The organism is Coriobacteriia bacterium, assembly GCA_031292615.1.
Classification (GTDB): Bacteria; Actinomycetota; Coriobacteriia; order Anaerosomatales; family JAAXUF01; genus JARLGT01.
Map to the genome: position 1 here is coordinate 1 of JARLGT010000102.1, position 25074 is coordinate 25074.

Consider the following 25074-nt stretch of genomic DNA (forward strand, 5'->3'; position numbering starts at 1 on the left):
CCGCGCTAGCGACGGGAACCCCCGAGCTTACCCCCGCTTCCAGCGCCTCGACCCTCTCCGCGAGCGCCTCGAGCGTCATCTCCCCTTGCGGCCGCGCCATGCGAGTCAGCGCCACCTCAAGGGACAGCCGCTGGTCGCTGCTCCACCGCATCTCGGCGCCAAGCTCGCCGAGCAGATCGAGCACGCGCGAGAGCCGGTCGGGGCCGCCGAACTCGGCCGTCTGCGCCGAGAGTTGTGCGAGCTCGTCGGAGCCGGCGTCAACGACGCCTTGGCCGTCACCGACGGCGGCGATTACGTACAGGTTGCGGACGTGGCCCGTCAGCTCGCGAACGAACTCGGCCAGGTCGGTGCCTTCCTCGGCGAAGCGCGCCACCCAGCGGAACAGACCCGCGATATCTCGGCGGGCGATCAGGCCAGCAATCTCGAACAGCTGTGCCGTGTCGACCTCGCCCAAAAGTCCCTCGACATCGTTCAGGCCGATGTGGCCGGCCGTGAACGAGGCGAGCTGCTCGAGCGTGGTGATGGCGTCGCGCATCCCGCCCGCGGCGTGGCGCGCGATAAGCGTGAGCGCGGCGTCGGGGACGTCGAAGCCTTCACCATCGGCGATCACTCGCAGGCGACCGGCGATGTCGTCGATGCTGATGCGCCGGAAGTCGAAGCGCTGGCAGCGCGACTGGATGGTCTCGGGCACCTTGTGCGGGTGGGTAGTGGCCATGATGAAGACGACGTGGCTCGGCGGCTCTTCGAGCGTCTTGAGCAGCGCGTTGAACGCCGCCGTCGAGAGCATGTGGACCTCGTCGATGATGTAGACCTTATAGCGCCCACGCTGCGGCGCGAAGTTCACGCGGCCGATGATCTCCTCGCGGACGTTGTCCACCCCAGTGCGCGATGCCGCGTCGAGCTCGTAGACGTCTGGGTGACGACCCTCGGCGATCTCGATGCAGTCGTCGCAGGTGCCATCGGGCTCGCCCGTGGGGCCTTTCTCGCAGTCCAGCGCCTTGGCCAGAATGCGGGCGGTCGTGGTCTTGCCGGTGCCGCGCGGGCCTGTGAACAGATAGGCGTGGGCGACCGTGCCGTCGGCCACAGCGTTCTTCAGCGTGCGCTCGATATGCTCCTGGCCGACGACGTCGCCGAAGGTCTGCGGGCGGTACTTGCGATAGAGAGACTGGTGCGCCACAAGGGGCCTTTCGCTACGAGCGTGGAATCCGCCGAGAAGTATACAGTCCGAGGCCGACATCGGAGCGACTCGCTCGCGGCGCCTAGGTGACGATGCCGGCGAAAGGGTATCGTTGCCGAGGCTGGCGAGCTCGACACCGAGGAGGCAACCCGCGTGACAGATCTGCGCCCCGGGACGCCGAGGCGGCCCTCCGCGGCTACGTCTCTAGTCCCTCTTCGCTGGCGTGACCACGCTCCTCTCGTCGCCGCCGCGCTGGCGATGCAGAGCGTGGCCTGGCTGCTGATCGTCGGTGTGGCGGACATCGCCCGGGACTCGTACGGCTTCTTCTCTTTCAGCGACATCGCCGGGACCTACTACCCCTACGCGATTCGTATGGCGGGCGGCATGGCCGCGTATCGCGACTTCTTCATCGAGTACCCGCCACTGTTCGTTCCGCTCCTCGCCGCGCTCGGCAACCCTGGATCGCAATCCGACTTTCTCATGCGGTTTGCGGCGCTGATGGTCGTCTTCATGCTGGCAGCGGGCGTTGTGACCGCGCTTGCCGCGGTGGACGACCGCTCTTCTCGGCGACCGTACGTGGTGGCCTCGGTCTTCTCGGCGCTTGTGCTGGCCCTCGGGCCGATCACGGCGAACCGCTACGACGCGGTGGTCGCCCTCGTGCTTGCGCTCGCGCTGCTGTTCACGATGCGCGAAGACTGGGAGCTCGCGGGCGTCGCGCTGGGCGTTGGCTTCGCGCTCAAGATCACGCCCGCGATGCTGGTGCCGCTCGTGCTGATGCTTGCCCCTGCGCGCCGAGCGCTCCGCGCGCTTGCAGGGTTCTCGGTGGCGGCCCTGCTTCCGTTCCTCTGGGTGTTCTTGCTGGGCGGGGAGTCCGGGGCTAGGCTCGCCGAGATGATCGGCTACCACCTCACGCGACCGCTCGAGATCGAAAGCGTGATGGCGACAGGGCTGTGGATCGGTCGGCTCGCAGGCCCGAAGCTTGACGTCGTGACCGGCTCGGGCTCGCAGGTGATCGTCTCGCAAGCCGCCGTGACGATCGCGAGCGTCTCGACGCTCGTGCTGCTGGGGGCGCTCGCCCTCACGTTCGCGCTCGTATGGCGTCGCCGCTCGGCGATCCTCGCCGACAAACGCCTCGTCGCGCTCGCCTCTCTCGCCACGATGCTCGGCTCGCTCGTAGGCAGCAAGGTCCTCTCGCCGCAGTACTTCGTGTGGATCATCCCTGCGGCTGCGCTGGTCGCGGTGGACAGAAAGGTGCTGGGCGTGATTCTGGCGCTCGGCCTGCTGGGAACGCACGTGCTCTTCCCCGCCAACTACCTCGCGTTCGCCTACGACCAGCTTCCCGGTCCGATACTCCTCGTCATCGTGCGCAACCTGCTGGTTCTCGGCTCGTTCGCGCTGAGTCTCTGGTACCTCTGGTCGCTGCCTCGTGTCGAGCAGACAGCAGACGCGTAGCAGGCGCGTAGCGTCGGGTGGCAACGAAAGCGCGCCGCAAGTGCGCCGAGCGGGCCCGGACGCTCAGCAGAGGCCTCTTATGGCTGCTGCCTTCCGGCCCTGACCAGGTTCGTGACGTGCTGCCGCCCGAACCCGCTCGGCGCGCTCGCAAGCGCGGACGCCGAGTATACGACGCCTCGCCCTGATGCGTCACGTGCAGCGGCCGTTTGCCCGGTGGGAATGCACTGGTTGTGAGGTTCGGCTTGCCGCCGACACCGAATGCGAGTCCCTTCGAGCTGAGGAGTCACGCCATGGAGATTGTCGATCGCACCGTATTCGCCGCGCTCGCGGGCCACCACGGTCGGCCTGCTGTATCGATCTACCTGCCCACCCATCGGGCCGGCGCCCCCAAGGAGCAAGACGCTCTGCGCCTGAAGAACCTGCTTGCCTCGGCGGCCGCCTCGCTCATCGACGACGGCATGCGCCTGCCCGAGGCCGCTTTGCTGCTCTCCCGAGCCGAAGCCTTGCTCGACGAGCCCTCGTTCTGGCGCGAAATGGGCGACGGCCTGGCGCTCTTCATCGACGCAGCCGAGACCCACATCTACCGAGTCGATACGCCTCTGCCAGAGCAGGTTGTGGTGGGGGGCCGTTTCTACGTGCGACCGCTCGCGCTTGCCTATCGCGGCAACGAGGAGTTCTTCGCACTCGCGTTTGACCGCGGAACCGCGCGGCTGTTCTCCGGCGACCGCGCGCACATCGCGGAACTGCCGCTCGATGCGTCGATCGCCTCGTTCTCCGAGGTAACCAAGTACGACGAGCGTGAGGAGTCGTTGCAGTTCACCACCCATGCGAGCCCCGAGTCGATCACCGGCACCGGAGCAGCGATCGGCCAGTTCCACGGGCACGGCGGCGAGAACATCGACAAGAACGAGCTCGCAAGATTCGCTGCCGGTCTCGACAAGGCCGTTGTCGGCATCGTCGGCGCCGAGAACACGGTGCCGCTGGTGCTGCTGGGGGTCGACTATCAGTTGGCCGCCTACCGCAGCGTCAACACCTACCACAACCTCGTCGCCGAGCAGGTCCTCGGCGCGACCGACGAGCTTTCCGACAAGTCGGTGCACGCCAAGGCGCTCCAGGCGCTGGCGCCTCGATTCGCCGACGCGGTGGACACGGACTTGGTCGAACTGCGCGAGAAGTCGAGCGCTCTAGTGTCGACCGATCCGGCCGAGATCGTTTCGGCGGCGGCATCGGGACGCGTCAAGACACTCTTCTTTGACCAGTCGACGGGGCCCTTCGGGCAGTTCGACCGCAAGCTGTTCGCGGTCAGTTCCGTATGCAGCGCCGCTCCGCGCTATCTGCGCGAGTCTGGCGATGGCGAGGCTGCTGCGGCGGAATGCGGCTGGGACTTGGTCGACCTGGCGGCCGCCGAGACCGTGCTGCACGGCGGCGCGATACACGCGTTTGCCGGCGAGGATGCGCCGGTCAGTGGAGTGGCGGCCGTGCTGCGCTACTGACGCGGGCGCTCGCATAGAGCACGACTCCGGGGCCGCCTTCGGGCGGCCCCACGCGTGTGGCGCGACCTACTCGGCGGGCTGCTCGGCGGAGTGGGACGACGTGCGCGACCTGACCGCGTGGACGACACTCGGCGCCAAGGTGACCAGAATGATCGCGATCACGATCACCTCGAAGTGCTTCTGCACGAACGGGATTCCGCCGAGAAACCAGCCGGCACCGATGCACAGCGTGATCCATGCGGCGCTGCCCAACGCTGAGAACGAGACGAACCGGCCCCACTTCATGCGGCCCACACCCGCCATGAACGGCGCATAGGTGCGGATGATCGGGAAGAACCGCGCCAGCGAGATGGTCTTGCCACCGTGCTTGCGGAAGAAGTCTTGCGTGCGCTCGATGTACTCGGGCTTCATGACTCCGCTGATCTTGCCCGAGTCGATGATCGCGTGTCCGAAGAAGCGCCCGATCAGGTAGTTGGCGTTGTCGCCGAGCAGAGCGGCGGCGAATACCACAGCCCAAAGCGCCCAGACGTTGAGTTGCGCGTGTCCCAACGCAGGGGATGCAAGGACGCCAGCGGCGAACAGAAGCGAGTCGCCCGGAAGGAACGGTGTGACCACCAGTCCGGTCTCGCAGAAGATGATGAGAAACAGGATGCCGTAGATCCACACGCCGTACGCCGCCGTGAGGTACTGCAGCGTCGCCAGCGTGTTGGTAAGCAGTCCGATGAGCATGTGGAACAGGTCCATGATCCTCCGATCGCGTCGCAGCCGCGTGCTGCCGACGCGCGCAGAAGCATACCGCATGGCACCGACATGGTCGCGCACCTGGCGCTGGGTTATCCCACGGGTAGAATCTCATTCGACCCCGCCCGCCGAGAGGACCAGCGTGACTGACGCTTCCCTGCCCGACCCCGCGAACACACTGCTGTCCGAGTACGCAGCCGAGTGGCTCGGCGCTGCTTCGCGCAGGCGGTCGCGCCGGGCCTTCGAGCCGACCGACGCCGAACCATCCAGGCTCGCGCGGTTGAGCACGCTGTGCGATGAGTGGCATCCGTATCCCGACGCGCGAGTCGTGCTAGTCGCGCATCCGGCGATCGACATCTTCACCGGCATCGTCGGCTCCTACGGCAAGGTCAAAGGCGCGCCTCACGTGCTCGTCTTCATCGGCGACGAACGCACCGAGTTCACCGATCAACACGTTGGCTATACAGGCGAGGCAATCGTGCTGGAAGCCACCGTTCTGGGATTGGCGACGTGTTGGGTCGGCGGCTTCTTCAGCGCGAAGCGGGTGGCCCAGATAGTTGAGCTCGGCCCCGGTGAGCGCGCCTACGCCGTCTCCCCGCTCGGCACGCCATTGAATAGCGACAGCCTCGTTGAGCGCACGATGGCCGGGATGGCGGGGGCGCGCAAGCGAAAGCGTGTTACCGAGATCGCACCCGGTATCGAGCAGGGCGACTGGCCAACCTGGGCCGTAGCGGCCGTCGAGACGGCGCGCGTGGCACCGTCCGCGATGAACCGACAGCCGTGGCGTTTCCGGTTCGAGGACGGTGGGCTGGTCATCGCCAAAGACGCGCCGTTCGAGACCCCGAAGGTCACCAAGCGCTTCGACATCGGCATCGCGATGCTGCACGTCGAACTGGCGGCCCATGCGCACGGCCTTACCGGTCGCTGGACCGACCTCGTGGGCAGCGACGTAGCTCGTTTCGACCCGGATACCAGCCGATGAGCCCGCAGCGGAAGCGAGCGCTCGTCTGGCTGCTCGGCACAGTGCTCGTCGTCGCCCTGCTCGGAGCTGCAGCCGGTGTGTGGTGGGGCACGCATCCGCTCGGCCCGACCCAAAGCGCACTGGCGGCACTTGTGAGTGACAGCTCGGTGCAGGTCACTCACGCCGCAGACGGCTGGGAGTTCGCGCCGCCGAGCGGCGAGCCGAGCTCGGCGTTGGTGTTCTATCCGGGCGGGCACCTCGATGCCCGCAGCTACGCACCGTACGCTCGAGCCGTCGCGGCTCGCGGCTACCTCGTCGTCATCCCTGTGATGCCGCTGTCTCTGGCGGTCTTGGCGCCCGACTCGGCCAGTGCCGTGATCTCGGCGCACCCGAAGGTGGCACGTTGGACGATCGGTGGGCACTCGCTTGGTGGCGTAATGGCCGCGTCGTATGCGGCCAAGCACGCCAACTCGATTCGAGGTCTCATCCTGCTGGCGGCGTACCCGCCGTCCGGCGCGGAGCTGCGGCTGATGGGAATCGTCGCGCTGACGCAGGTGGGCACGCTAGACACCGTCATCAATCGCGCGAACCTGGCCGCTGGGCTCAAGCAGCTACCAGAGTCGGCGGCCTACGAGCAGTTGCAGGGCGGTAACCACGCGCAGTTCGGCGACTACGGACTGCAGCCAGGAGACAACCCACATCCGACCATGCCCGCCGCCGAGCAGCTTCGGCGTGCCGCAAGCGGAACCGCCAAGGTACTGGCAGACGTGGCCGCGAGGTAGGCGCCTGGCGATGCGTCGCCGTTGCATATCCATAGCTCTTAATGCCGAAAACACACGCCCATCACACATGAAACCGACCGGTCAGGCCCAATGACGTGAGTAGGGCCAGCTCGGGGGTACGTTCTGTCACGACGAAAGGGAGTCACAGGTGCGGGTCGTCATAGCAGGAGGTAACGGGTTTATCGGCAGGGAGCTGACCAGTCAGCTCTGCGCGGCCGGCCACGAGGTCGTGTGGCTGTCGCACAAGCCGGGAAGCCGCCACGTCCCTGAAGGCGTCCGTGAGCTTGCGTTCGACCTCGATAGCCGCTCGCCCGAGTGGGCCGACGAGATCGTGGTGGCTGACGGCGTCGTCAACCTCTCTGGCTACCCGATCGCAAGCTACTGGACCTCCCGCAACCGGCCGCTCCTGCTTTCGAGCCGGCTCGACACGACCAACGCCTTAGTCAAGGCGATAGGCGCCGCGCCGAGAAGTTCGCGGCCGCGCGTCTACGTGGGCGCCAGCGCCGTCGGCATCTACGGCGAGTCGCGCGAACGCATGCTCAGCGAGGGCTCGCCTCTCGGCAACGACTTCCTCGCCCTGCTCGCCGTCGATTGGGAAGACGCCGCCCGCAGCGCCGAGGAGCTGGGTTGCCGAGTCGTCACCCTGCGCACCGGCATCGTGCTGGGCGACGAAGGGGTGCTGCCGCGGATGTTGAAACCGGCGCGGCTCTTCGTGGGCGGGCCTATCGGCGACGGGCGCCAGTGGGTGAGCTGGGTGCACATCGCCGACATCGCCGGGTTGTACCGCTTCGCGCTCGAACACGACGACGTGCGCGGCCCTCTTAACGCCGGCGCGCCCAACCCCGTAAGAATGGCGCAGCTTTCCGCCATGCTCGGGCGCGTCATCGGCAGGCCGTCGTGGCTGCCGGTACCGCTGGCCGCTCTCGAGATAGTGCTGGGCCCGGTCGCCGAGTACACCGTCATGAGCCAGCACATGTCCGCGGACAAGGCGCTCTCGCTAGGCTACGAGTTCCGCTTCCCCGAACTCGAAGGCGCGTTGCGCGACCTGGTCGGCAGGCCCGAAGTCGAGGCGACCACGGCGGCCGACGAGCCCCCGGCGGCGCCACCCGAGCCCCCATCCACGCTGAGGACTGTCGAGGCAGTTGTCGCCGACAGCCGACAGTCCGAATTGGACCAGTCGGCCACCGTTCAGAGCTGACCGCGACGTCGCCCGCGTGACGCCTCGTGGCTGGTAGCGCATACTAAGATCATGACATTTCAAGAATTAGGGCTGAACGACGACCTTCTCGCAGCGGTCGAGAAGATGGGATACACCGAGCCGACCCCGATCCAGCTGGAATCGATTCCGCTGGTTCTAGAGGGACGTGACGTCGTTGCCGCAGCTCAAACTGGCACCGGCAAGACCGCCGCTTTCACGCTGCCGCTCATGCAGCGTCTGGGGCTCGGACGCGGCAAGCCGCTCGCGCTCGTCATCTCCCCGACCCGCGAGCTCGCGCAGCAGATCGAGAAGGTCGCTGCCGTCGTTGGCGAGCACACGGGCCAGCGCACCTGCATCGTGGTCGGGGGCGTGGGGTACGAGCCGCAGGTCAAGAAGCTCAAGAGCGGCGTCGAGATTCTTGTTGCCACGCCGGGCCGCCTGATCGACTTGCAGCAGCGCGGCGATCTGGATCTCTCGGACGTGCGGGTCTTAGTGCTGGACGAGGCCGACCGCATGCTCGACATGGGCTTTTGGCCCAGCGTCCGCCGCATCCTTGCCTACCTGCCAGCCGAGCGCCAGAACCTCTTGTTCTCGGCGACGCTATCCGAAGACATCACCAACATCGTCGGCCGCATGCTTCACGATCCGGCCTACATCGAGATCGCCCACCGAGGCACCACGGCCGAGGGCGTCGAGCAGGCCATGATGCCGGTCGAGCAGTCGCAGAAGCCCGAGCTTCTCGCGGGTGTGCTGCAGCGTCGCGGCGCCGATCGCGTGCTCGTGTTCACGCGCACAAAGGCTCGCGCCGACATGCTCGAGACCATTCTCGTGCGCATGGGTATCAAGGTGGGCGTCATGCACGCCGACCGTGCTCAGGGTGCGCGCCAGGCCGCGCTCGAGGACTTCCGCGCCGGCAAGATGGAAGTGCTCATTGCGACCGACATCGTCGCTCGCGGAATCGACATCTCCGACATCAGCCACGTCATCAACTACGACGTGCCCGAGAACCCTGAAGACTACGTCCACCGCATCGGCCGAACGGGCCGAGCTGGCGCAAGCGGCTACGCGCTGACGTTCGTGGGCCCGGACGAGATCGTTCAGATGCGCGAGATCGAGTACATGCTGGGCAAGCTGCTTCCGATGGAGGACCTCGAGGGTTTCCCCTACCGAGACGGCCGCATCATCCCGTTCGAGGGACGGCCTGTCACCAAGAAGAAACGCTCGGTATTCGGTGGCAAGGTCAGCGGGTCTCGGCGAGGCAGCCGCAGGCTGTAAGCAGCAGCGTGGTCGCGGCGCGAGGCCCAACGGCGCTCCCCGATCGCACCTACTGCGTCTGTAGCACCGGCGTGCCCACTCCGACGGCCGCGGTGATCTCTGTCTGAGCCTGATTGCCGCTGTCGACCTCCAGGAACTTCAGGCGGCTCTGAGCGGCGCCCTTTTCGAGCGCTATCTCTGAATCCGTGCTCGAGACGACGGTCCACTCGGAGTTCTGATACGCCTGCAGGTACCAGTCGCGCACCGCACGCACGTCTCCAGGGACGATGATCTGGTAGATCCACGCACTGTCACCCTGAGCTTCGCCACGAACGACCGAGCCGGCCGCCACCGGGACTTCGATCGGGAAGCTTGTGGCGATCTGCGAGACCTTATCGCTGGCGGCCGTCAGCGTCAGATGCGCCCCGGCCGAAGCGGCCGCCGGCGCTGCCGGAACTGATGCAGCCTTGCCCCCGCACCCGCCGAGCAAGAGCATGGTCGCCGCAACGGCAAGTAGACCGGCGACTGCGAACTGGCGATTATAGCGGGGCATGCGCTGATACCTTTCAGGTCCGGCGTTCCTTATGGGGCCGTCGTGGTCGCAGTATGCCACAGCTTCGGCGCGTCGCCGAGCTAGCCGAAGCGCACGCAACGCATCGACAGCGAGCCCATCTCGAGGCCTTCGTAGACGGTTGTGGCGGCGGCCTCGGGGCCTGCAGCGGCGGCGACATAGAGAAGCGGCAGGTAGTGGTCGGGCGTCGGGACGGACTGTCGTCCACCCGGAAGCGCGGCGTAGTCGAGCAAGGCCTCGTCGTCGCGTGCGTCAAGGCGCTCGGCGATGGCCGCGTCGAACTCGGCGCACCACTGGTAGCCGCCGTGCGGTCGATTCCAGTCGATGGCGTCCAGGTTGTGCACGATGTTGCCGCTGCCCACCACGAGGACACAGCGATCGGGCAGCTCGGACAGTCGGCGGCCGAGTTCGTAGTGCGCGCGTGCGGGCATGCCTAGGTCGATTGACAGCTCGACGGTCGGGACGTCGGCGCCCGGCCAGATGTGGCGCATCGGCGACCATGCGCCATGGTCGAAGCCCCAGCGTGGGTCTAGCGAGCCACCCACCAGCTCCGCGACGTCCGCGGCGAGGCGCGGCGCGCCTGGCGCAGGGTATTGGACCTCGTAAAGCGCCTCGGGGAAGCCATAGAAGTCATGTATGGTCTTGGGATGTTCGGCGCTGGTGAGAGCCGATCCCTCGGTCATGTAGTGCGCGCTTACCATCAGGATCGCCTCCGGCCTCGGAAGTTCGTCGGCCAGCGCTACGAGCCTGCGTGTGTATGCGTTGTCGGCGATCGCGTTCTCGGGAGACCCATGGCCCAAGAACAGCGTAGGCATACGGTCTGACATCTTGGCTCCCAGCTCCTCTGCGATTAATCATGAGTGGAACGGTAACAATTGTCGTGCCATCCGCCCTGAGCTTGGGCTCGCCGGCCGTGCGGTAGAATCACGCCATGACTGCGCGGCACACACATCCTCGATTCCCGAGGTCTGAGTTCGACGAGCGAGTAACTCAGAGTATGCCCTCTGCGCATCGGGCCGCAGGCCTGAGCACGCTTACCGTGAACATCGGGCTGCACTGCAATCTGCGGTGCGACCTGTGCCATCTGCGGTGTTCGCCTCATCGAACCGAGACTATGGAACGCGGCGTCATGCTCAACGCGCTGACCTTCGCCGCCGAGGTTCACCCCGAACTCATCGAAGTGACCGGCGGCGAGCCGTTGGTCTGGGGGCACCTGCGTGAGTTCCTCCAGCTCGCGGGACAGGCTGCACCCCGCGTCCGAGTTCACACCAACCTGATCGCTCTGCTCGGCCAGGAGGGTTCGGCGACGCTACAGACGCTTGTCGAGAATCGTACCGAAGTGCTTGGCTCTCTTCCTGAGATGCTGGAGGACCGCACCGTCGGCGAGTGCATGGAAGCCCTCAAGCTGCTGTCGGCGGCCGGCTATGGCGACCCGGCCGAGGGCCGCATTCCGCTCGATATCGCGTACACGCCGATGGCCGGAAAGCTTCCCGGACCGTATGGCGAGCTCAACCGCGAGTACAGACGGGTCCTGGCCGCGCACGGAATCGGGGTCAGGTCGGTCGTCGTGATTCCTCATGCCCCGTTGGGTGGCTACGCGGACTGGCTGAAGGAGTCCGGGGAAGCCGAGCGCTACCAGGCGGAGCTGCGCCAGGAGTTCGACGCTGCCACGTTGGCCAATCTCCCCTGCCGCTGCGGCATCGAGATCGCGTGGGATGGGAGTCTGTGGGACTGCGACTACCACCTCGCTGCCGATTGCCCGCTCTCCGAGGAGCCCCGCAACGTGGGCGACTATGTCAGCTCGCCGGTCGGCCAGATGTCGCTGGCCGCGCGCCGACTCAGCTTCGCCGAGCACTGCTTCGCCTGCGTCGCCCGGCGCAACGGCTAGACCCCCACGATGCCCGCCGAGACCCCTGCAGCGCCGGCGCCCGACCCGACCGCGCTCGCGACCGAACTCCTGTGCGAGCTGCGAGGCGCGGCCGACCCAAACAACGTCGCGGGGATGACGCGCTTCGCAATCAGCGCCGAAGGCACGCTGGGCGTCTCGATGCCGATCGTCCGCGGGCTGGCGCGTGACGCGAAGCGCCGGCTCGGCTCGCGCAACGCGGCGGGCCGGCACGAACTTGCGACGCTGCTGTGGGCAAGCGAGTTGCACGAGGCACGCATCATGGCCTCGCTCGTCGATGTGCCGGCCCTCGTCGATGAGGCGCAGGCCGAAGCCTGGGTCGCCGACCTTGACTCGTGGGACGTCTGCGACCAGCTGTGCATCAACCTGCTACGGCTGACCCCGCTCGCGTGGACCGAGGCCACCGAGTGGACCGTGCGACCCGAGGAGTTCGTGAAGCGAGCCGGCTTCGCGTTGGGGGCAACGCTCGCCGTCCACGCCAAGACCGCGCCCGACTCGGCGTTCGTCCCGCTGCTTGCCGCCGACGAGCGCGAGGCTGCCGACGAGCGCAACATGGTGAAGAAGGCGCTGAACTGGCAGCTGCGCAGTATCGGCAAGCGCAACCCTGCGCTCAACGCCGCCGCGAGCGCGACCGCCGAGCGCATCCTCGAGTGCCATCCGGATTCGCCCTCCGCCCGATGGATAGCCCGCGACGCACTGCGCGAGCTGCAGAGTGACGCAGTGCGCAAGCGGCTGCGACTGGCGTAAGGGTTTCGGCGGGTGTCTGGGCGGCCCCACCACGCCCCTACTCGTAGTGAAGCGCGGCGACGATGTCCAGCTTGGCGGCTGTGCGCGCCGGGAGAATGGAGGCGAGCAGCGCGAAGCTGAAGCCGGCAATGACTGCAACCGCGATGCCCGACCACGGGAAGATGTACGGCTCCACGTAAAGGGTCGAGTTCAGCGCGTACACCAGCCCGTATCCCAGTGCGATGCCACCGGCTACCCCGAACGCCACGCCCACAGCGGCCAGTAGCAGCGCCTCGGCGACTACCATGCCGCGAACCTGATTGCGCGTCGTCCCCACCGCACGAAGCATCCCAATCTCCCGCGTGCGAGCCAAGACGCTGATAGCCAGCGTGTTCAGCAGCGCGAGGAGGGTTGGCAGAGCGAATATCGCGATCAACACATCGAAGATGACAAACGTTTGCGAGAAGAGCTGCGTCTGCGTCGCCTTGAAGGTCGCCGAGTCATAGAGGACGAACTGCGGGTAGTTGGCCACCAGTCGATCCAATGCCGCCTTGACCGCCGGCTTGGGCGCACCGGGCTTGGCGTTGGCGAGCACGAGCACGTTGCTCGTCACGTTGAAGTCTTTCTCGAGGTTGTCCTGCGAGATGTAGACGGTCGAAAGCTTGGCGTTGAGGTAGTCGGTCGCGACCCCCGCCACGGTGTAGTACTCGAGCCCGTTGGGGGTCTGCAGCTGAACTCGCTTGCCAACGGTCAACCCCTCCTGCCCCGATGTGATGCTGTTGACGAGCATTGTGCGGCCACTTCCGAGTTTGCCGATATCGGCCTCGCTCGTGCCTTGGGAGAACGTGAACGAGGCCACCTTTGGGTAGACGACCGGGTCGATGCCGACGACTTGCACTTGAGCGCTGCCGATCTGCGCCTGTCCGAGCCGCATTGTGGCGACCGTCCCAACGCCCGGCGTGTCCTTTATCCGCTGGACGAAGTTCTGGTCGGCGCCAACATGGGATCCCCCGATGATCAACCCATTGGGGATGAAGACGAAGTCCGATCCCAAGGACTTGTTGATGTAGTCGAAGAAGCCGGCATAGATCGACGTCACGACGCCGAGAATCGCGACGATGACCGCGAGGGACACGAGTATGGCGGCTGCCGTCGCCGCCGCGCGGCCCGGCTGGCGAGTCACGTTGGAGCTTGAAAGGTCAGCGGTCGCCGGAGCAAGCGGCCGGATGAGAAATGACAGCGCTGTCGCAAGCGGCTTGATGAGCACCGGTGCGACGAGCACCAAACCCATGAGCGCGGCGAACGAACCGACAAGCACCAGCGGGATGATCTTCGAGAGCAGCATAGGAACGCACGAGATCACGAGCGCCCATCCGATCCAGACCCACATGCTGCGTTGGCGTTCCTCGACCGCTGCGATCTGCGGACGCAGGGCCTCAAGCGGAGTGACGCGGGCGGCCTGACGCGCGGGGAGGACTGCACTGGCTACCGTGACCCCGATGCCCAGACCGACGGCGATGATCCACGTTCCGGCGGTGTAGCTGGGCGAGATGGTCGTGGTGACGTGCAGCAGGCTGGCCAACAGCGGGTTGTAGAAGGCGAGGGCCACGAGCGTCAACAGATAGCCCGCACCGAGACCTGCCGCGGTGCCCAAGATGCCCTGAAGCATACCCTGCATCATGAATATGCCGAGTATCGTGCTTCTGTCGGCGCCGATGGCGCGCATCATCCCGATGTCGTGCCGGCGCTCGGCGACCAGCGTCTGGAACGTGTTCAGGATGATGAAACCGCCCATGATGAGCGAGAACACGCCCAAGAAAGTGAACATGTAGTTGGCGGTCTGCAGCGATGCCAGCAGCGAACTCTCATTCGACAATCCGCCGACGACGTAAGTGCTCCCGAGTTTGCGACGTACCGCGGCTTCGACGCTCGCGCGGTCAACACCCGGAGAGAATCGCGCTTCAACGGTGCTGATCGTATTGCCGGCGCCGGTCATGAGTTGCGCATCCGAGAGCGTGACGTAGGCCTCCGGCGCCGACGGGTTGGAGCCATTCTCCAGCAGCCCAGCAACGATGAAGGACTGGGTGCCCCCGACCGTCGGGATCTTCATCGTCGAACCCACGTGCAGGCCAAGCTTCGAAGCGGTGTCCGAGCCGATGACCACCAGACCCTGATCGCCCTCGTTGAGCAGGCGACCACCAGCCACGTTGAACGTGTGCACCATCGGTGCCGTGTGCGGATCTATTCCGACAAGCGTGATCGCACCGACCGGACTGCCATTCGGCATGCCCACCGACCGCCTGAGCGAGGGCGTGGCCACCGCAACGCCCGAGACCCCCGCCACCTGCTGGACTGCGACAGGGTCGAAGTTGCCGCCGCTCTGGCTGGAGATGGTGAGATCGACCTGACCCGCAGCGGCGAACAGGGTTTGCGTGAAGACGTTTTCCAGCCCCGGAATGATGCCGTTCAACCCGAAGATCAGTGCCACGCCGAGCGTGATTGCGAGTGTCGTAAGCACCGTTCGACCCGGCCGCCCGATGAGGTAGCGCCAAGCCAGTGTCGCCGAGACGTTCACAGCAGCCCGGCCTTCTCCATTGCGACGCGCGCCGAGGCGGCGTGATCCTCCCCCGTCACCTTCACGTCGTCGACGACACTGCCATCGCGCATGAAGACGATGCGCCCCGCATGTGCGGCGATGCGCGGATCGTGAGTGACCATCACGACGGCCCGGCCCCACGTTTCGGCGGCTTGTCTGAGCAGGTCGGCGATCTCCTCGGCACTCTTCGTGTCGAGGTTGCCCGTGGGCTCGTCGGCGAGCAAGAGGGCGGGGTCGGTCACGAGGGCGCGAGCCACGGCCACTCGCTGCTGCTGCCCGCCTGAGAGTTGATCGGGCCGGCTCTGGCCTTTGGTGCCGAGGCCCACCTTCTCGAGCCACTCTGCGGCTTTCGCGCGTGCCTGCCCGGCGTTGACGCCGTCGAGCGTGAGGGGAAGTGCGGCGTTCTCAACGACGGTGAGCACCGGGATAAGGTTGAAGAACTGGAACACAAAGCCGAGCCTGCGGCGGCGAAGCTCCGTGACGTGTCGGTCCGACATCGTCGCTATGTCGATCCCGTCGATGAGCACTTGGCCGCTCGTGGGCTTGTCCAGGCCGCCCACGAGGTTGAGAAGCGTGGACTTGCCGCAGCCGCTCGGGCCCATCACGGCGACGAACTCGCCTTCGTCCACACTCAGGTTGACGTGGTCCAGCGCCGTCACAGCCGTATCCCCACTGCCGTAGACCTTCGTCAGCCCGCGAACTTCAACGATCGGCACAGGGGTTTCCTTCCGTGTCAGTCTTGGGAAAGAACGGCGCGCAGCGCCGCCTCAACGTTCATATCCAGACTGCCCTCTTCCAGCCCGAGAATGCGTTCCTCGGCGAGCTGGAGGGCCTTGGTAGCGGCTACGACCTTATCAATCTCGCTGGCATCATCTTGCGCCGAAAAGTACTGCCGAGACGCCCTGATGCCGAAGTCGAACCACAGCGACAGCCAGACCTCGGCCATGGCCTCAGGGTCGGGCACGTGAAAGGTGCCCTCGGCACAACCTTGCTGGATGATCGAGAGCACGATGGGGCGGGTCTGGTCAATCCAGCCTTCCATCATCCGGCTGAGGAGAAGCTGGTTCTCGGGCATGAAGAGCGGACGGGTGAGCATGAGCGTCTCGTTCTTGCGCCCGAGCTTGATCTGACTGCTCGCGACGAAGAAAGCGCGCAGCCGATCGATCGCGGAGCCATCAACCTGCGAGATCGCCTGTTCGGCCTCGACGAACAGTTCGTCCGTGAACCGCCCAACGAGCTGCTCCAGCAACTCCTGCTTGGTTGCGAAGTAGTGGTAGAACGTCCCCTTCGCCACCCCGACTGCGGCCGTGATGTGTTCTACCGAGGTACGTTCGTAGCCACACTCCAGGAAGAGCGACAGCGCCGTATCCAGGAGTTCGTCTCGGCGTACGTCTGCATCCTTGACGATGCGGGTCACGTGCGACCTCCCGCGAGAAGATTCGGCTGCCAATGAGGGTGATCCTGTCGCGCCAGAACGCGACTGACCGACCGTCAGTCAGTATCTCTCTCGTGAGGTCACGGGGTCAAGCCGAGCTGTCTACCTCGCGCTCAGCTTCGGCGCGTCCTCGCAAAGGCCCAGCTCGCGCTTGCGCCAGGGCCATACGCCCTCGAGTTCGACGTCGAGCGACCAGGACAGGAACGTCCGGATGACGACCAACATGCCCAGCACCGTGAGGTTCTGCAGCGTCGGCTGCACGGCGACGGTGCGGATGAGGTCGGCCGCGACGAGAATCTCGAGCCCCAACAGCACGGCTCGGCCAAAGAGGCTTCGCATCGAGGTGTAGGCGTCCTCGCGGCGCCCGGCCAGCGCAAGCCGCCCTGCCGACGACACAGCCAGCACGAAGCCTCCGAGAATGCACGCGACACCCACCCACTCGAAAGCTATCGAGACCGTGCCCATGACCTCCGCCGTCCCCAGCAACATGCGCTCACCCGTTTCGCTCGACTGGTGGAGATGTACCCCGGCGTGCCGCAGGGGAGCCGAGCTACCAGAGCCGATACTCGCCGTCGCGCTCCTCTAGCCGGGCTGGAATCTCGAACAGATCGCTCAAGCGCTCGCTGGTGAGCAGCTCGCGTTTGGGGCCGTCGGCGACGATGCGTGCGTCGCGCAGCATCACGACGCGGTCGATCTCAGGCGCGATGTCTTCCACGTGATGCGTCACGAGCACCAGCGAACGCCCCCCGCGCGCCAGCGTGCGCACGGCCTGCCGCACGTGGTAGCTCGCGTGCGGGTCCAGCCCGTTGGTAGGCTCGTCAAGCACGAGGACCGCAGGGTCGTGCACGAGCGCCCGCGCGAACAGTACGCGCCGAGCCTCGCCGGTCGACAGCGTCGTCATATCGCGGTCGGCCAGCTGCGAGACCTCCAGCTCGGCGAGTGCGGCGGCCGCGCGCTCCCGCTGCTCGGCGGTGGGCGTCTTATGCCGAGGCACGCCGAGCGCCCCGAAGAAGCCGCCGAGCACCACCTCGAACGCCGGCAGTACCACGTCGGCCTGCTCCTGTGCGTCGGCCGAGACTACGCCGAGCAGCTTGCGCGCATCCTCGAGCGCGATGCGCGGCTGGCCCTGGAACAGCACAGGCGCGGGCTCGGTCCACAGCGGCAGGATGTCGCGCGTCAGCAGCTTGATGAGCGTCGACTTCCCGCTGCCGTTTGGGCCGAGAATCGCGAGATGCTCGCCCTCGGCTATCGTGAAATGCTCGACGTCCAGAATCGCCCGCCCGTCGCGCACTACGGTGGCGCCCGTCAGTTCGAAGAGAGGCGTTGATGCGCTGGGAGTCAAAGCGGTCATCGGCCGGGCTCGGGCGCGATGCGGGCGAACCGGACGTGGTCTTCCCACACGCCGTTGATCTGCAGGTAGTGCGGCGAAAGGCCTTCGCGCACGAAGCCCGCACGCTGCGCGACGGCCAGGGACGCGGTGTTGCGCGGCATGATGTTGACCTCGACACGGTGCAGCGCCAGATCGTAGAAGGCGATATCGGCGATGCGCTTGACCGACTCGGTCATGTAGCCATGCCCGACCGCGTCTGGGGCGAGTCCGTAGCCGATGGTGCCCCCCTGCATCGCGCCACGAATGATGTTGCGCAGGTTGACGGCACCCAGCACCCGGTCGGGATCGGACTTCTGCGAGATGAACAGGCACAACGACCGGTCCTGCTCGGCCTCGTACTCTTGGCAGACGAGCCGGTCGGCCACGACGGGTAGCTCCCAGAAGTCGGCCGGCCGGATAGGGTCGAACGGCTTCTGGAACTGCGCACTTCGCAGCCCGTACTCGCGCACGGCTGCAGCCGACTCAGGGCCGAGCAGTCGAAGCAGCAGTCGTTCTGTCTCCCACGAGCGTTGCAAGGCGGCGGTCCTCTCGGCAGACATCGGTGCTGGTCGATAGCGTAGCGCACCCGCACGCGTCTCGCGCACAATGTGCGTATGCCCGACAACCACCGACACGAGCGCTTCTCAATCCCCCACGCCGAGGACCTGTTCTCCGACACCTGGGCCGAGGAGACGGTGTGCCCCAACTGCGGGCGAGTTCTCGACGCGGGCGCGACCAGCTGCCCGGCGTGCCGTCAGTGGATCGGCGAGTGCGGCGGCTCGTGTCCCGGCTGCCCGTCGCCGAAGTGCGTCGGCGGCCGTCGCAAGCGTGAGGGCTAGCCGGGTCACGTGCTACGCTTTGGCCAGCCTCGCGGTGCCGGTCCCGACGACCGAGCGTTACCCCCACGCAGGAGGACGTTCATGCCTTGGGAAGTAGACGGCGACGGCATCCGGTTCTCCGGCCACCTCACCGACCTGATGACGCTGATCATGACCGCGTACGATCAAGAGTCGCTATCCGGCGTGATCACCGCGTCCCCAGGTGTCTACGTTTCCGCGACAGCCGTGGTGATACGCGAGATCGTGCTCGAGGCGCTCGCCGATGATCCCGAGGCCGAAGAGTTCCTGCAGCGCGCGGGCGACTCCCTTACCGAGAGCGATGACGGCACCGTCACCATGCAGACATTCCAGCTCCTCGACGACGTCGCCGAGCACATCGAATCGGTCGCCTATGAGCACTGGCTCTCCGACCCCGCAGTGCGCGCTGCGATCGCCGAGGTCACCAGCAACACGTTCAGCGAGTAGCCGCGCCCTAGGGGCCCAGGCACGCGAGCCGTTGGCACGCGTCCGTGGCTGGGACTCTTTTCCACTCCCAAGGGTAGAAACGTAGAGGGACGCAACCGCTCGCAGACCCATCACCTACGGGACAGGGGATCTCGGCAATGGACAAGAAGAAGCTCTGGATGTGGATCGGGATCGCGGCGGCGGTAGTCGTGGTCGTGCTGGGAATCTGGTTCTTCGCGTTCCGCAGCAACCGGTCGACCGTCCCCGACGTCATCGGAGATTCGGTCACAGACGCGGTGCACAAGATCGAGGCCGAAGGCTACAAACTCGGCACCAGCACGGAGTCGACGGAAACGAGCGCACCCGTAGGCACCGTGACCGCCGAGGATCCCCCCGCCGGGTCTACTGCCGACAAGGGCACGCCCATCAACATCACGGTCGTCCCGCCCCCGACCACAACCTTGGTGGCGGTACCTACCGTCACCAGCATGGAGGCCTCCGCGGCGGCCAATCAGATCACAGCGGCCGGCCTCGTCCCCGCGCCATATCGCGACTACAACGCCGCCACGCCGGCGGGCCACATCTTTGGCCAGGTGCCTCCGCCGGGGCAGCAAGTTCCGCGTGGCACGACGGTGGCCTTGGGCGTTTCGCTCGGCGTCGCACCGACCAACCCCAAGGTTCCCAACGTTGTCGGCAAGTCCAGGGACTCGGCCACAACAGCGCTCAGAACTGCCGGTTTCGGCGTCAAGGTCTACGAGGCGTACAGCTCGTCGGTCGCTGTCGGCTTCGTTGTCTCCCAGTTCCCCGGTGCCGGAGTCCAGGCACTCGCCGGCGCTGAGGTCGCCATCGAGGTCTCGAAGGGCAAGGCGCCTACGACGCCAACCAACGTCACGGTCCCCAACGTAGTAGGCAAAGTCGAAGCCGATGCCACGAGCGCGCTGAAGAACGCTGGCCTGGGCGTCGAGACGTACTCCGAGTACAGCGACACCGTGGCCAAGGGCAATGTCGTCGGACAGCTCCCGGCCGCTGGAGAGAAGGTGGCACCCGGCACGGTCGTCGGAATCGAGATATCGGCAGGCAAGGCGCCGAGCCAAGGGGTCAGCGTGCCCAACGTGGTGGGCAAAACCGTCGATGAAGCAACCACGGCCCTCACGGATGTGGGGCTGAAGGCCGTTGTCGTGCCCGACCCCCAGTCAACTGCCACGCCGGGTACCGTGTTCGCCCAGCTACCGGTCGCCGGCTCTCTGGTTCCGCCCGATAGCCAGGTCGTGATCGAGGTAGCCGGCTCCACCGCGAAGCCGACTCCCTACTAGTCCGCGCATCCTCCTGCGACCCCTGTTCCGTCATCCGGGAACAGGGGTCGCTCCCATTGGGCTACTCTGAGTACATGAGACCGAACCTGCCGCAGCGAAGCGCCACCATCTGGCGCCGTCTTGCCACCGTGCTGTCGGCGGTCGCCGTTGTCGCTTTCGCGCTCGCACCGTCCTCGGCTGCACTCGCGGTCACGACCGTTGCGGCGCCGAAGGTCGACACGGTTGTCATCGTCCTCTCGCCGTTCCTGACTTGGGGCGACGTCACCTCGACCGCTGGCTCGGCGCTGCTGAAGGTAGCGCACGACGGAGCCGTCGCGAACATGAACAGCATCACGGCCGACGCCGGCTGGCCGACCGTGGCCGGAGGTGCGCTCACTCTCTCGTCGAGCCGCTGGACCGCCGGACCGATTGGGACGGCCGCCGACCCCGCGCATCTCCCGGCGATTAAGGCCGCCAACGCGGGGTCACTCGACGCGCCGGATATCGGCGCCCTGGGAGCGGCGATCCGCGGCGCAGGAGACCGCACGTCTGCCGTGGGCAACTCCGACGAGGACACCTCTACGCCCTCAGGCACCCGCCGACCCGCCGCTCTCTTGGCGATGGACCGCAACGGCGCCATCGACTTGCAGCTCACCGCGGCGGGGCTTCTGGCTACAGACACGGGCGCACCCTTCGGAGTGCGCGCGGACCCCAAGCAGATGCGCACCGCGATTCGAATCGCGCTTGCCGAGCAGCCTGCGCTGCTGGTGATCGACCCGGGCGACCTGGAGCGCGCGCACGACGCCCCCGGGCAATCGCCTGAGCAGAGCGCCAGCTCGCATGCGGCCGCCGTGCAGTCGCTCGGGACCGTCGTCGCCGACGTGCAGGCCGCTGTGGGTTCTCGGCGGGTGCTGCTGATGATCGTCACGCCAGCCACCGACAAGCCGTACTACCAGCCGCCGTACTTCGGCCCGACGATCCTCTCCGGCCTTGGCATGCACGGCGAGCTCACGTCGTCGTCGACGCATCAGCCCGGGCTGCTCACCAACTTCGACATGGCACCTACTGCACTTTCGGCGTTGGGCATCCAAACGCCCGCGACGATGGTCGGCCAGCCGATGACCGCAGTCGGAGCGGGCGGGGCGGGCGCCATCGACGCAAGCGTCGCGCAGCTCGACCGGCTCGGAACGACGGTGGGCGCCATCGACTACCTGCGCGACCTGCTGTTCATCCCGTACTTCGCGTGGAGCGCCGCGTTTGTTGCATTGCTGGCGGCACTCATCGCGCTCGTCCCCTCCGCGCGCCTTCTCGTCCGCCCCGCTCGCTGGCTCGTGCTCCTCGCGCTTTGCGTGCCGGGTGGCGCCTGGCTGATGTTCCTCGTCAGCCGCTACCCAACCACGTCGCAGCAGGCCGCCCTCGCGTTCGGGGTCGCGACGCTAGGCGTCTTCGCACTCGTGCTCGGCCTGACGGCGGCGCTCAAGTCACGCGCCGAGATTCCGGTGCTCGCACTCTCGACGCTCACGTCGTTGGTGATCCTCGCCGACCAGTGGACGGGACGCCCGCTGGAGTCCGGCTTCTTCTCGTACTCGATTCGCGCTGGCTGGCGCTACTACGGCATGGGCAATGAGGGCGCAGCGCTTCTGGTGGGCGCTTCGATCGTCGCAGTAGGCCTGACGTGCGACCTCTACGCAAGCAGCCGGTGGGCCCGATCACTTCGCCTCGGGCTCATGCCGCTGGTCGCGGTCGTCGCGATCATAACCGCTGCAGCACCGTTCGCCGGCGCCAACGCCGGCGTGGCGCTCTGGGGCATCGTCGCGTACGCCGTCGCCTGGCTGCGAATCAACGGCGTGCGCGTCACATGGAAGTCCGCGCTCGGGATGCTCGCCGCGATCGTGGTACTGATCGCAGCGTTCGGCGCGATCGACATGATGCGCGGAAGCGCCGAGACGCACTTGGGTCGCTTCATGAGCGAGGCGCTGCACGGGGAGTTCTCGGCGGTGGGCGATCTGGCCTTCCGCAAGGCCGCGAACAACATCGGCTACATCTCGCAGACGCCCTACACGTGGCTCGCGCTGGCTAGCGCTGTCGCCCTGTCCGCGACACGCTGGATCGGCGCGCGCCCGCTCGTGGCCGCGCTACGCGAGCGGCCCGGCTTGGCGGCAGCGCTGGCCGGCGTCGTGGTCGGCAGCATCGCTGCGGCGCTCACCGAGGACTCCGGCGTCGTCATGCCGGCGCTGATGCTCTTTGCCGGTGGGCTGCCGGCCCTTTACCTCTGCCTCGCGGATGCTTCGCAAGAAACGCTTGACCCTGACGTAACGTGAGGGTTTACGCTCCCTCTGCAAGGAGGTGAGCGAGATGGCATGGACGGTCGGAGAGACCGCTCAGCTCGCGAAGGTCAGCGTGCGCACTCTGCACCACTACGACAAGGTCGGGCTTCTGTCTCCCTCGGCGAGAAGCGAGGCCGGCTACCGTCTCTACAACGGTGAAGATCTCGAGCGGCTGCACCAGGTTCTGCTCTTCCGCGAGCTGGGATTCTCCCTGCCCGAAATCCGCCAGATCGTCCTCGACCCCACCTTCGACCGCGCCGAGGCTCTGCGCGCCCAGCGCGCCCTGCTCGCCGAGAAGGCCCGGCGCACCCAGGCGATGCTGTCCGCGATCGACGCGGCGCTCGCCACGACAGAGGAAGGAGCGACCATGAGCGACCAGGAACGCGCCGAGATGTTCGGCGAGCTCTTCGACGGCTTCAACCCCAACGACTACGAGGAAGAGGTCCAAGACCGCTGGGGCGACACCGACGCCTACAAGCAGTCCGCCGAGCGCACCAAGCGATACACCAAGGCCGACTGGGCCCAGATAGCCGCCGAGCAGGACGCGAACACGGCCGCGTTCGTCGCGCTGATGGAAGCTGGCGTGCCGAGCGACTCCCCCGAGGCCATGGCGCTGGCGGAGGCCAAGCGCCTCATCATCAGCAAGTGGTTCTACGACTGCCCCGTCGGGTTCTACGTCAACATGGCGTGCATCTGGGTCAACGACCCCAGGTTTACCAAGAACATCGACAAAGCGAGGCCCGGCTTGGCCGCATACAGCTTGGCCGCCGTGCAAGCGCTGGCCGCTAGCAAGAAGTAGAGCGCAGCGCGACGCACTTACAGGTGGTCGTGGAACCCGTCCGCGATATGCGACCCGTCGCAGAACGGCTTGTTCTTGCTCTTGCCACAGCGGCACAGTGTCATCCGGTTGCGCACCTCGTATTCGCGCCCGTCCGCCGAAACGATCTGTATGCCGCCCTTGACCCAGACCGGGCCGCTCACACCCATCTGCGGGTCCTGCACCAAGCCGATGCCCGGATCGAGCGTGGGCTCGTGCGCCAGGCCCGTCGCCTTGTCGACCGCAGTGTAGCGGCCGCTTGGACACAGCTTGCTCTCCTCGACGGCGACGTCCGCTGCCTCGTCGTCGTCCTCGTTGACGCGGTGCCAGACCGTACCGGCCCGATGGCAGAAGCGCGCGTCGGCGCACAGGTCCTTCTGGTCGAGCACATCGACTCGGGGTCCCGGGAGTGTCTCGGCGAGTTGCTCGTAGCCCTCGAAGCTCGCAGTCTCGGTGCCGTCGAATCCCACGGTCGCGTGCGTGCCGTCGCAGTACGGCTTGCTGCCCGATTCGCCGCAGCGGCACAGCCCGCACGTCTCGCGCTTCTCAAGCTCGAGCCCGTGCTCCCAGCCGAGCGACTCGCCCTCGTCGTCCGAGACGATGGTCTCGACAGAGACAGGAACCCTCCCGGACGCGATGTACGGTCCGTCTTTGGTGACCCTGATCTTCATCCCGGCTGCGGGGTCCATTTACACTCCTGTCGCGGGCAACTGCGGTTATCTTCGCTTCAAGGTATACCCGACCCGTATCGGCGAAGCCATCGGCACACACAATCCACACGCAGCGGGCGTGTCCGTCGGCCCGCCCGAGGGAAGGCTCCCTCTAGACGATTAGGCGGGACTGGCGCCGGCGCGCCGGGGAGGAGTGAAGATGCGGCTAGAGGGTAAGGTTGCGGTCATCACAGGAGCAGCCTCCGGCATGGGCCAGGCGATGGCCCAGCTGTTCTCGGCCGAGGGCGCCAAGATCGTGGCGGCCGATTGGCATCAAGAGTCGCTCGACGCAGTCGTCGCCGAGATCAAGGCGGCTGGCGGAGAGATAGTCGGCGTGCAGGGAAACGTCGCGTTGAAGGCAGACTGCGAGCGCGTCATCGACACGGCGGTAGCCACATACGGTGGGCTCGACGTCCTGTGCAACAACGCGGGCGTCATGGACCAGTTCCAGCCCGTGGGCGAACTCGACGACGACGTATACGAGCGGGTCATGTCCATCAACATCAACGGCCCGGTCCACCTGACGCGCAAGGCCGTCCCACTCATGATCGCACGTGGTGGGGGTTCCGTGATCATGACCGCGTCGGCCGCAGGGATCGGAGGCGGGGCCGCTGGGGCGGCGTACACAATCTCGAAGCACGCACTCATCGGGCTCACTCGCTCGACGGCATACAGTTATGCGCTGCAAGGCATCCGCTGCAACGCGATGGCGTGCGGTGGCGTCGAGACCAACATCCAACAGAGCATTGACCCGGCGAAGGTCGACCAGGCTGGTGCGGCCCGCTACGGCGCATACCAGGCGCTCATCCCGGCGTTCCTCAAGCCGGTCGAGATTGCTCGACTCGCGCTGTTCCTCGCCTCTGACGATTCCCAGCACGTGAACGGTGCCATCATCCCAATCGATGGCGGCTGGACCGTCGCCTAACGCGCGCGCTGCGCTACACTCGAATCACGGTGCGGTCGCCGCCAGCCGGCGGCCGCACG

General features: G+C 66.5%; 25 protein-coding genes and 1 other RNA gene. 14 read left to right on the plus strand and 12 right to left on the minus strand.

Going from position 1 to position 25074, the window contains the following annotated elements; all coding sequences use genetic code 11:
- Positions 1–1177 (minus strand): DNA polymerase III subunit gamma/tau (gene dnaX, locus P4L93_09045; GenBank protein MDR3687086.1); only part of this gene is annotated, 1177 nt, incomplete at its 3' end.
- A gap of 153 nt (positions 1178–1330) precedes the next feature.
- Here dnaX and P4L93_09050 point away from each other — a divergent pair.
- Positions 1331–2629, plus strand: coding sequence for a glycosyltransferase family 87 protein (locus P4L93_09050; GenBank protein MDR3687087.1), 1299 nt, complete (start codon positions 1331–1333; stop codon positions 2627–2629).
- Between the two features lie 43 nt (positions 2630–2672).
- Here P4L93_09050 and ffs read toward each other — a convergent pair.
- Positions 2673–2768: signal recognition particle sRNA small type (gene ffs, locus P4L93_09055), an RNA gene on the minus strand.
- A gap of 151 nt (positions 2769–2919) precedes the next feature.
- Here ffs and P4L93_09060 point away from each other — a divergent pair.
- Complete coding sequence (locus P4L93_09060) at positions 2920–4122, plus strand: hypothetical protein (protein ID MDR3687088.1); 1203 nt, start codon at positions 2920–2922, stop codon at positions 4120–4122.
- Positions 4123–4188: 66 nt separating this feature from the next.
- On the opposite strand, the gene P4L93_09065 is transcribed toward P4L93_09060, so the two are convergent.
- Entirely contained in the window at positions 4189–4866 is a 678-nt protein-coding gene (locus P4L93_09065; GenBank protein MDR3687089.1) for a VTT domain-containing protein, read from the minus strand.
- 139 nt (positions 4867–5005) lie between these two features.
- Between P4L93_09065 and P4L93_09070 the strand changes: the two genes are divergently transcribed.
- From P4L93_09070 to P4L93_09085, 4 genes are all read left to right on the plus strand, one after another.
- Positions 5006–5845, plus strand: coding sequence for a nitroreductase family protein (locus tag P4L93_09070; protein MDR3687090.1), 840 nt, complete (start codon positions 5006–5008; stop codon positions 5843–5845).
- On the plus strand, positions 5842–6606 hold the full coding sequence (locus P4L93_09075) for an alpha/beta fold hydrolase (GenBank protein ID MDR3687091.1): 765 nt from the start codon (positions 5842–5844) through the stop codon (positions 6604–6606). Before P4L93_09070 ends, P4L93_09075 begins: the two co-directional genes overlap by 4 nt.
- Positions 6607–6754: 148 nt before the next feature.
- A complete protein-coding gene (locus P4L93_09080) occupies positions 6755–7804 on the plus strand; it encodes a TIGR01777 family oxidoreductase (protein ID MDR3687092.1) in 1050 nt (349 codons plus the stop codon).
- 51 nt (positions 7805–7855) lie between these two features.
- Positions 7856–9079 (plus strand): DEAD/DEAH box helicase, encoded by a 1224-nt coding sequence (locus tag P4L93_09085; GenBank protein ID MDR3687093.1) that lies wholly within the window; start codon positions 7856–7858, stop codon positions 9077–9079.
- A 49-nt stretch (positions 9080–9128) separates the two neighbouring features.
- Here P4L93_09085 and P4L93_09090 read toward each other — a convergent pair whose 3' ends face one another.
- Positions 9129–9611: a hypothetical protein gene (locus P4L93_09090; GenBank protein ID MDR3687094.1), complete on the minus strand. Its 483-nt coding sequence runs from the start codon at positions 9609–9611 to the stop codon at positions 9129–9131.
- Between the two features lie 80 nt (positions 9612–9691).
- Positions 9692–10456, minus strand: coding sequence for a 4,5-DOPA dioxygenase extradiol (ygiD, locus tag P4L93_09095; GenBank protein MDR3687095.1), 765 nt, complete (start codon positions 10454–10456; stop codon positions 9692–9694).
- 287 nt (positions 10457–10743) lie between these two features.
- Here ygiD and P4L93_09100 point away from each other — a divergent pair, with 287 nt between their 5' ends.
- Both P4L93_09100 and P4L93_09105 read left to right on the plus strand, forming a co-directional pair.
- On the plus strand, positions 10744–11517 hold the full coding sequence (locus P4L93_09100) for a DUF3641 domain-containing protein (protein ID MDR3687096.1): 774 nt from the start codon (positions 10744–10746) through the stop codon (positions 11515–11517).
- A gap of 9 nt (positions 11518–11526) precedes the next feature.
- Positions 11527–12282, plus strand: a complete 756-nt coding sequence (locus P4L93_09105) for a DNA alkylation repair protein (GenBank protein ID MDR3687097.1) — start codon at positions 11527–11529, stop codon at positions 12280–12282.
- Between the two features lie 37 nt (positions 12283–12319).
- Here P4L93_09105 and P4L93_09110 read toward each other — a convergent pair whose 3' ends face one another.
- The 6 genes from P4L93_09110 to P4L93_09135 form a co-directional block, all read right to left on the minus strand.
- The gene (locus P4L93_09110; protein MDR3687098.1) at positions 12320–14836 is read right to left on the minus strand and encodes an ABC transporter permease; all 2517 of its coding nucleotides are present in this window, start codon (positions 14834–14836) and stop codon (positions 12320–12322) included.
- Positions 14833–15573 carry an ABC transporter ATP-binding protein gene (locus P4L93_09115; GenBank protein MDR3687099.1) on the minus strand — a complete coding sequence of 247 codons (741 nt, stop codon included), beginning with the start codon at positions 15571–15573 and terminating at the stop codon, positions 14833–14835. Before P4L93_09115 ends, P4L93_09110 begins: the two co-directional genes overlap by 4 nt.
- A 17-nt stretch (positions 15574–15590) precedes the next feature.
- Positions 15591–16274, minus strand: a complete 684-nt coding sequence (locus tag P4L93_09120) for a TetR/AcrR family transcriptional regulator (GenBank protein ID MDR3687100.1) — start codon at positions 16272–16274, stop codon at positions 15591–15593.
- Between the two features lie 120 nt (positions 16275–16394).
- Positions 16395–16781 (minus strand): DUF1622 domain-containing protein, encoded by a 387-nt coding sequence (locus tag P4L93_09125; protein ID MDR3687101.1) that lies wholly within the window; start codon positions 16779–16781, stop codon positions 16395–16397.
- Between the two features lie 61 nt (positions 16782–16842).
- Positions 16843–17643: an ATP-binding cassette domain-containing protein gene (locus tag P4L93_09130; GenBank protein MDR3687102.1), complete on the minus strand. Its 801-nt coding sequence runs from the start codon at positions 17641–17643 to the stop codon at positions 16843–16845.
- Positions 17640–18197 (minus strand): GNAT family protein, encoded by a 558-nt coding sequence (locus P4L93_09135; GenBank protein MDR3687103.1) that lies wholly within the window; start codon positions 18195–18197, stop codon positions 17640–17642. The genes P4L93_09130 and P4L93_09135 overlap by 4 nt, the downstream gene beginning before the upstream one ends.
- Before the next feature lie 78 nt (positions 18198–18275).
- On the opposite strand from P4L93_09135, the gene P4L93_09140 reads away from it, so the two are divergent.
- The 5 genes from P4L93_09140 (at position 18276) to P4L93_09160 (ending at position 23362) form a co-directional block, all read left to right on the plus strand.
- Positions 18276–18500 carry a hypothetical protein gene (locus P4L93_09140; GenBank protein MDR3687104.1) on the plus strand — a complete coding sequence of 75 codons (225 nt, stop codon included), beginning with the start codon at positions 18276–18278 and terminating at the stop codon, positions 18498–18500.
- An 81-nt stretch (positions 18501–18581) separates the two neighbouring features.
- Positions 18582–18965, plus strand: a complete 384-nt coding sequence (locus P4L93_09145; GenBank protein ID MDR3687105.1) for a hypothetical protein — start codon at positions 18582–18584, stop codon at positions 18963–18965.
- Positions 18966–19102: 137 nt separating this feature from the next.
- Positions 19103–20257: a PASTA domain-containing protein gene (locus P4L93_09150; GenBank protein ID MDR3687106.1), complete on the plus strand. Its 1155-nt coding sequence runs from the start codon at positions 19103–19105 to the stop codon at positions 20255–20257.
- A gap of 74 nt (positions 20258–20331) precedes the next feature.
- A complete protein-coding gene (locus tag P4L93_09155; protein MDR3687107.1) occupies positions 20332–22557 on the plus strand; it encodes a hypothetical protein in 2226 nt (741 codons plus the stop codon).
- Positions 22558–22591: 34 nt separating this feature from the next.
- Entirely contained in the window at positions 22592–23362 is a 771-nt protein-coding gene (locus P4L93_09160; GenBank protein ID MDR3687108.1) for a MerR family transcriptional regulator, read from the plus strand.
- A 17-nt stretch (positions 23363–23379) separates the two neighbouring features.
- Here the strand turns inward: P4L93_09160 and P4L93_09165 are convergent, their stop codons facing one another.
- The gene (locus P4L93_09165; GenBank protein ID MDR3687109.1) at positions 23380–24069 is read right to left on the minus strand and encodes a CDGSH iron-sulfur domain-containing protein; all 690 of its coding nucleotides are present in this window, start codon (positions 24067–24069) and stop codon (positions 23380–23382) included.
- A 181-nt stretch (positions 24070–24250) separates the two neighbouring features.
- Between P4L93_09165 and P4L93_09170 the strand changes: the two genes are divergently transcribed.
- On the plus strand, positions 24251–25015 hold the full coding sequence (locus P4L93_09170; GenBank protein MDR3687110.1) for an SDR family oxidoreductase: 765 nt from the start codon (positions 24251–24253) through the stop codon (positions 25013–25015).
- Positions 25016–25074 lie beyond the last annotated feature (59 nt).

What these genes read in the sequence shown, in the direction of transcription:
- P4L93_09060 (MDR3687088.1), top strand. Translation starts at nt 2,920, where the DNA reads ATGGAGATTGTCGATCGCACCGTATTCGCCGCGCTCGCGGGCCACCAC.
- P4L93_09065 (MDR3687089.1), bottom strand. Translation starts at nt 4,866, where the DNA reads ATGGACCTGTTCCACATGCTCATCGGACTGCTTACCAACACGCTGGCG.
- P4L93_09075 (MDR3687091.1), top strand. Translation starts at nt 5,842, where the DNA reads ATGAGCCCGCAGCGGAAGCGAGCGCTCGTCTGGCTGCTCGGCACAGTG.
- P4L93_09085 (MDR3687093.1), top strand. Translation starts at nt 7,856, where the DNA reads ATGACATTTCAAGAATTAGGGCTGAACGACGACCTTCTCGCAGCGGTC.
- P4L93_09090 (MDR3687094.1), bottom strand. Translation starts at nt 9,611, where the DNA reads ATGCCCCGCTATAATCGCCAGTTCGCAGTCGCCGGTCTACTTGCCGTT.
- ygiD (MDR3687095.1), bottom strand. Translation starts at nt 10,456, where the DNA reads ATGTCAGACCGTATGCCTACGCTGTTCTTGGGCCATGGGTCTCCCGAG.
- P4L93_09100 (MDR3687096.1), top strand. Translation starts at nt 10,744, where the DNA reads ATGGAACGCGGCGTCATGCTCAACGCGCTGACCTTCGCCGCCGAGGTT.
- P4L93_09105 (MDR3687097.1), top strand. Translation starts at nt 11,527, where the DNA reads ATGCCCGCCGAGACCCCTGCAGCGCCGGCGCCCGACCCGACCGCGCTC.
- P4L93_09125 (MDR3687101.1), bottom strand. Translation starts at nt 16,781, where the DNA reads ATGTTGCTGGGGACGGCGGAGGTCATGGGCACGGTCTCGATAGCTTTC.
- P4L93_09130 (MDR3687102.1), bottom strand. Translation starts at nt 17,643, where the DNA reads ATGACCGCTTTGACTCCCAGCGCATCAACGCCTCTCTTCGAACTGACG.
- P4L93_09140 (MDR3687104.1), top strand. Translation starts at nt 18,276, where the DNA reads ATGCCCGACAACCACCGACACGAGCGCTTCTCAATCCCCCACGCCGAG.
- P4L93_09145 (MDR3687105.1), top strand. Translation starts at nt 18,582, where the DNA reads ATGCCTTGGGAAGTAGACGGCGACGGCATCCGGTTCTCCGGCCACCTC.
- P4L93_09150 (MDR3687106.1), top strand. Translation starts at nt 19,103, where the DNA reads ATGGACAAGAAGAAGCTCTGGATGTGGATCGGGATCGCGGCGGCGGTA.
- P4L93_09155 (MDR3687107.1), top strand. Translation starts at nt 20,332, where the DNA reads ATGAGACCGAACCTGCCGCAGCGAAGCGCCACCATCTGGCGCCGTCTT.
- P4L93_09160 (MDR3687108.1), top strand. Translation starts at nt 22,592, where the DNA reads ATGGCATGGACGGTCGGAGAGACCGCTCAGCTCGCGAAGGTCAGCGTG.
- P4L93_09165 (MDR3687109.1), bottom strand. Translation starts at nt 24,069, where the DNA reads ATGGACCCCGCAGCCGGGATGAAGATCAGGGTCACCAAAGACGGACCG.
- P4L93_09170 (MDR3687110.1), top strand. Translation starts at nt 24,251, where the DNA reads ATGCGGCTAGAGGGTAAGGTTGCGGTCATCACAGGAGCAGCCTCCGGC.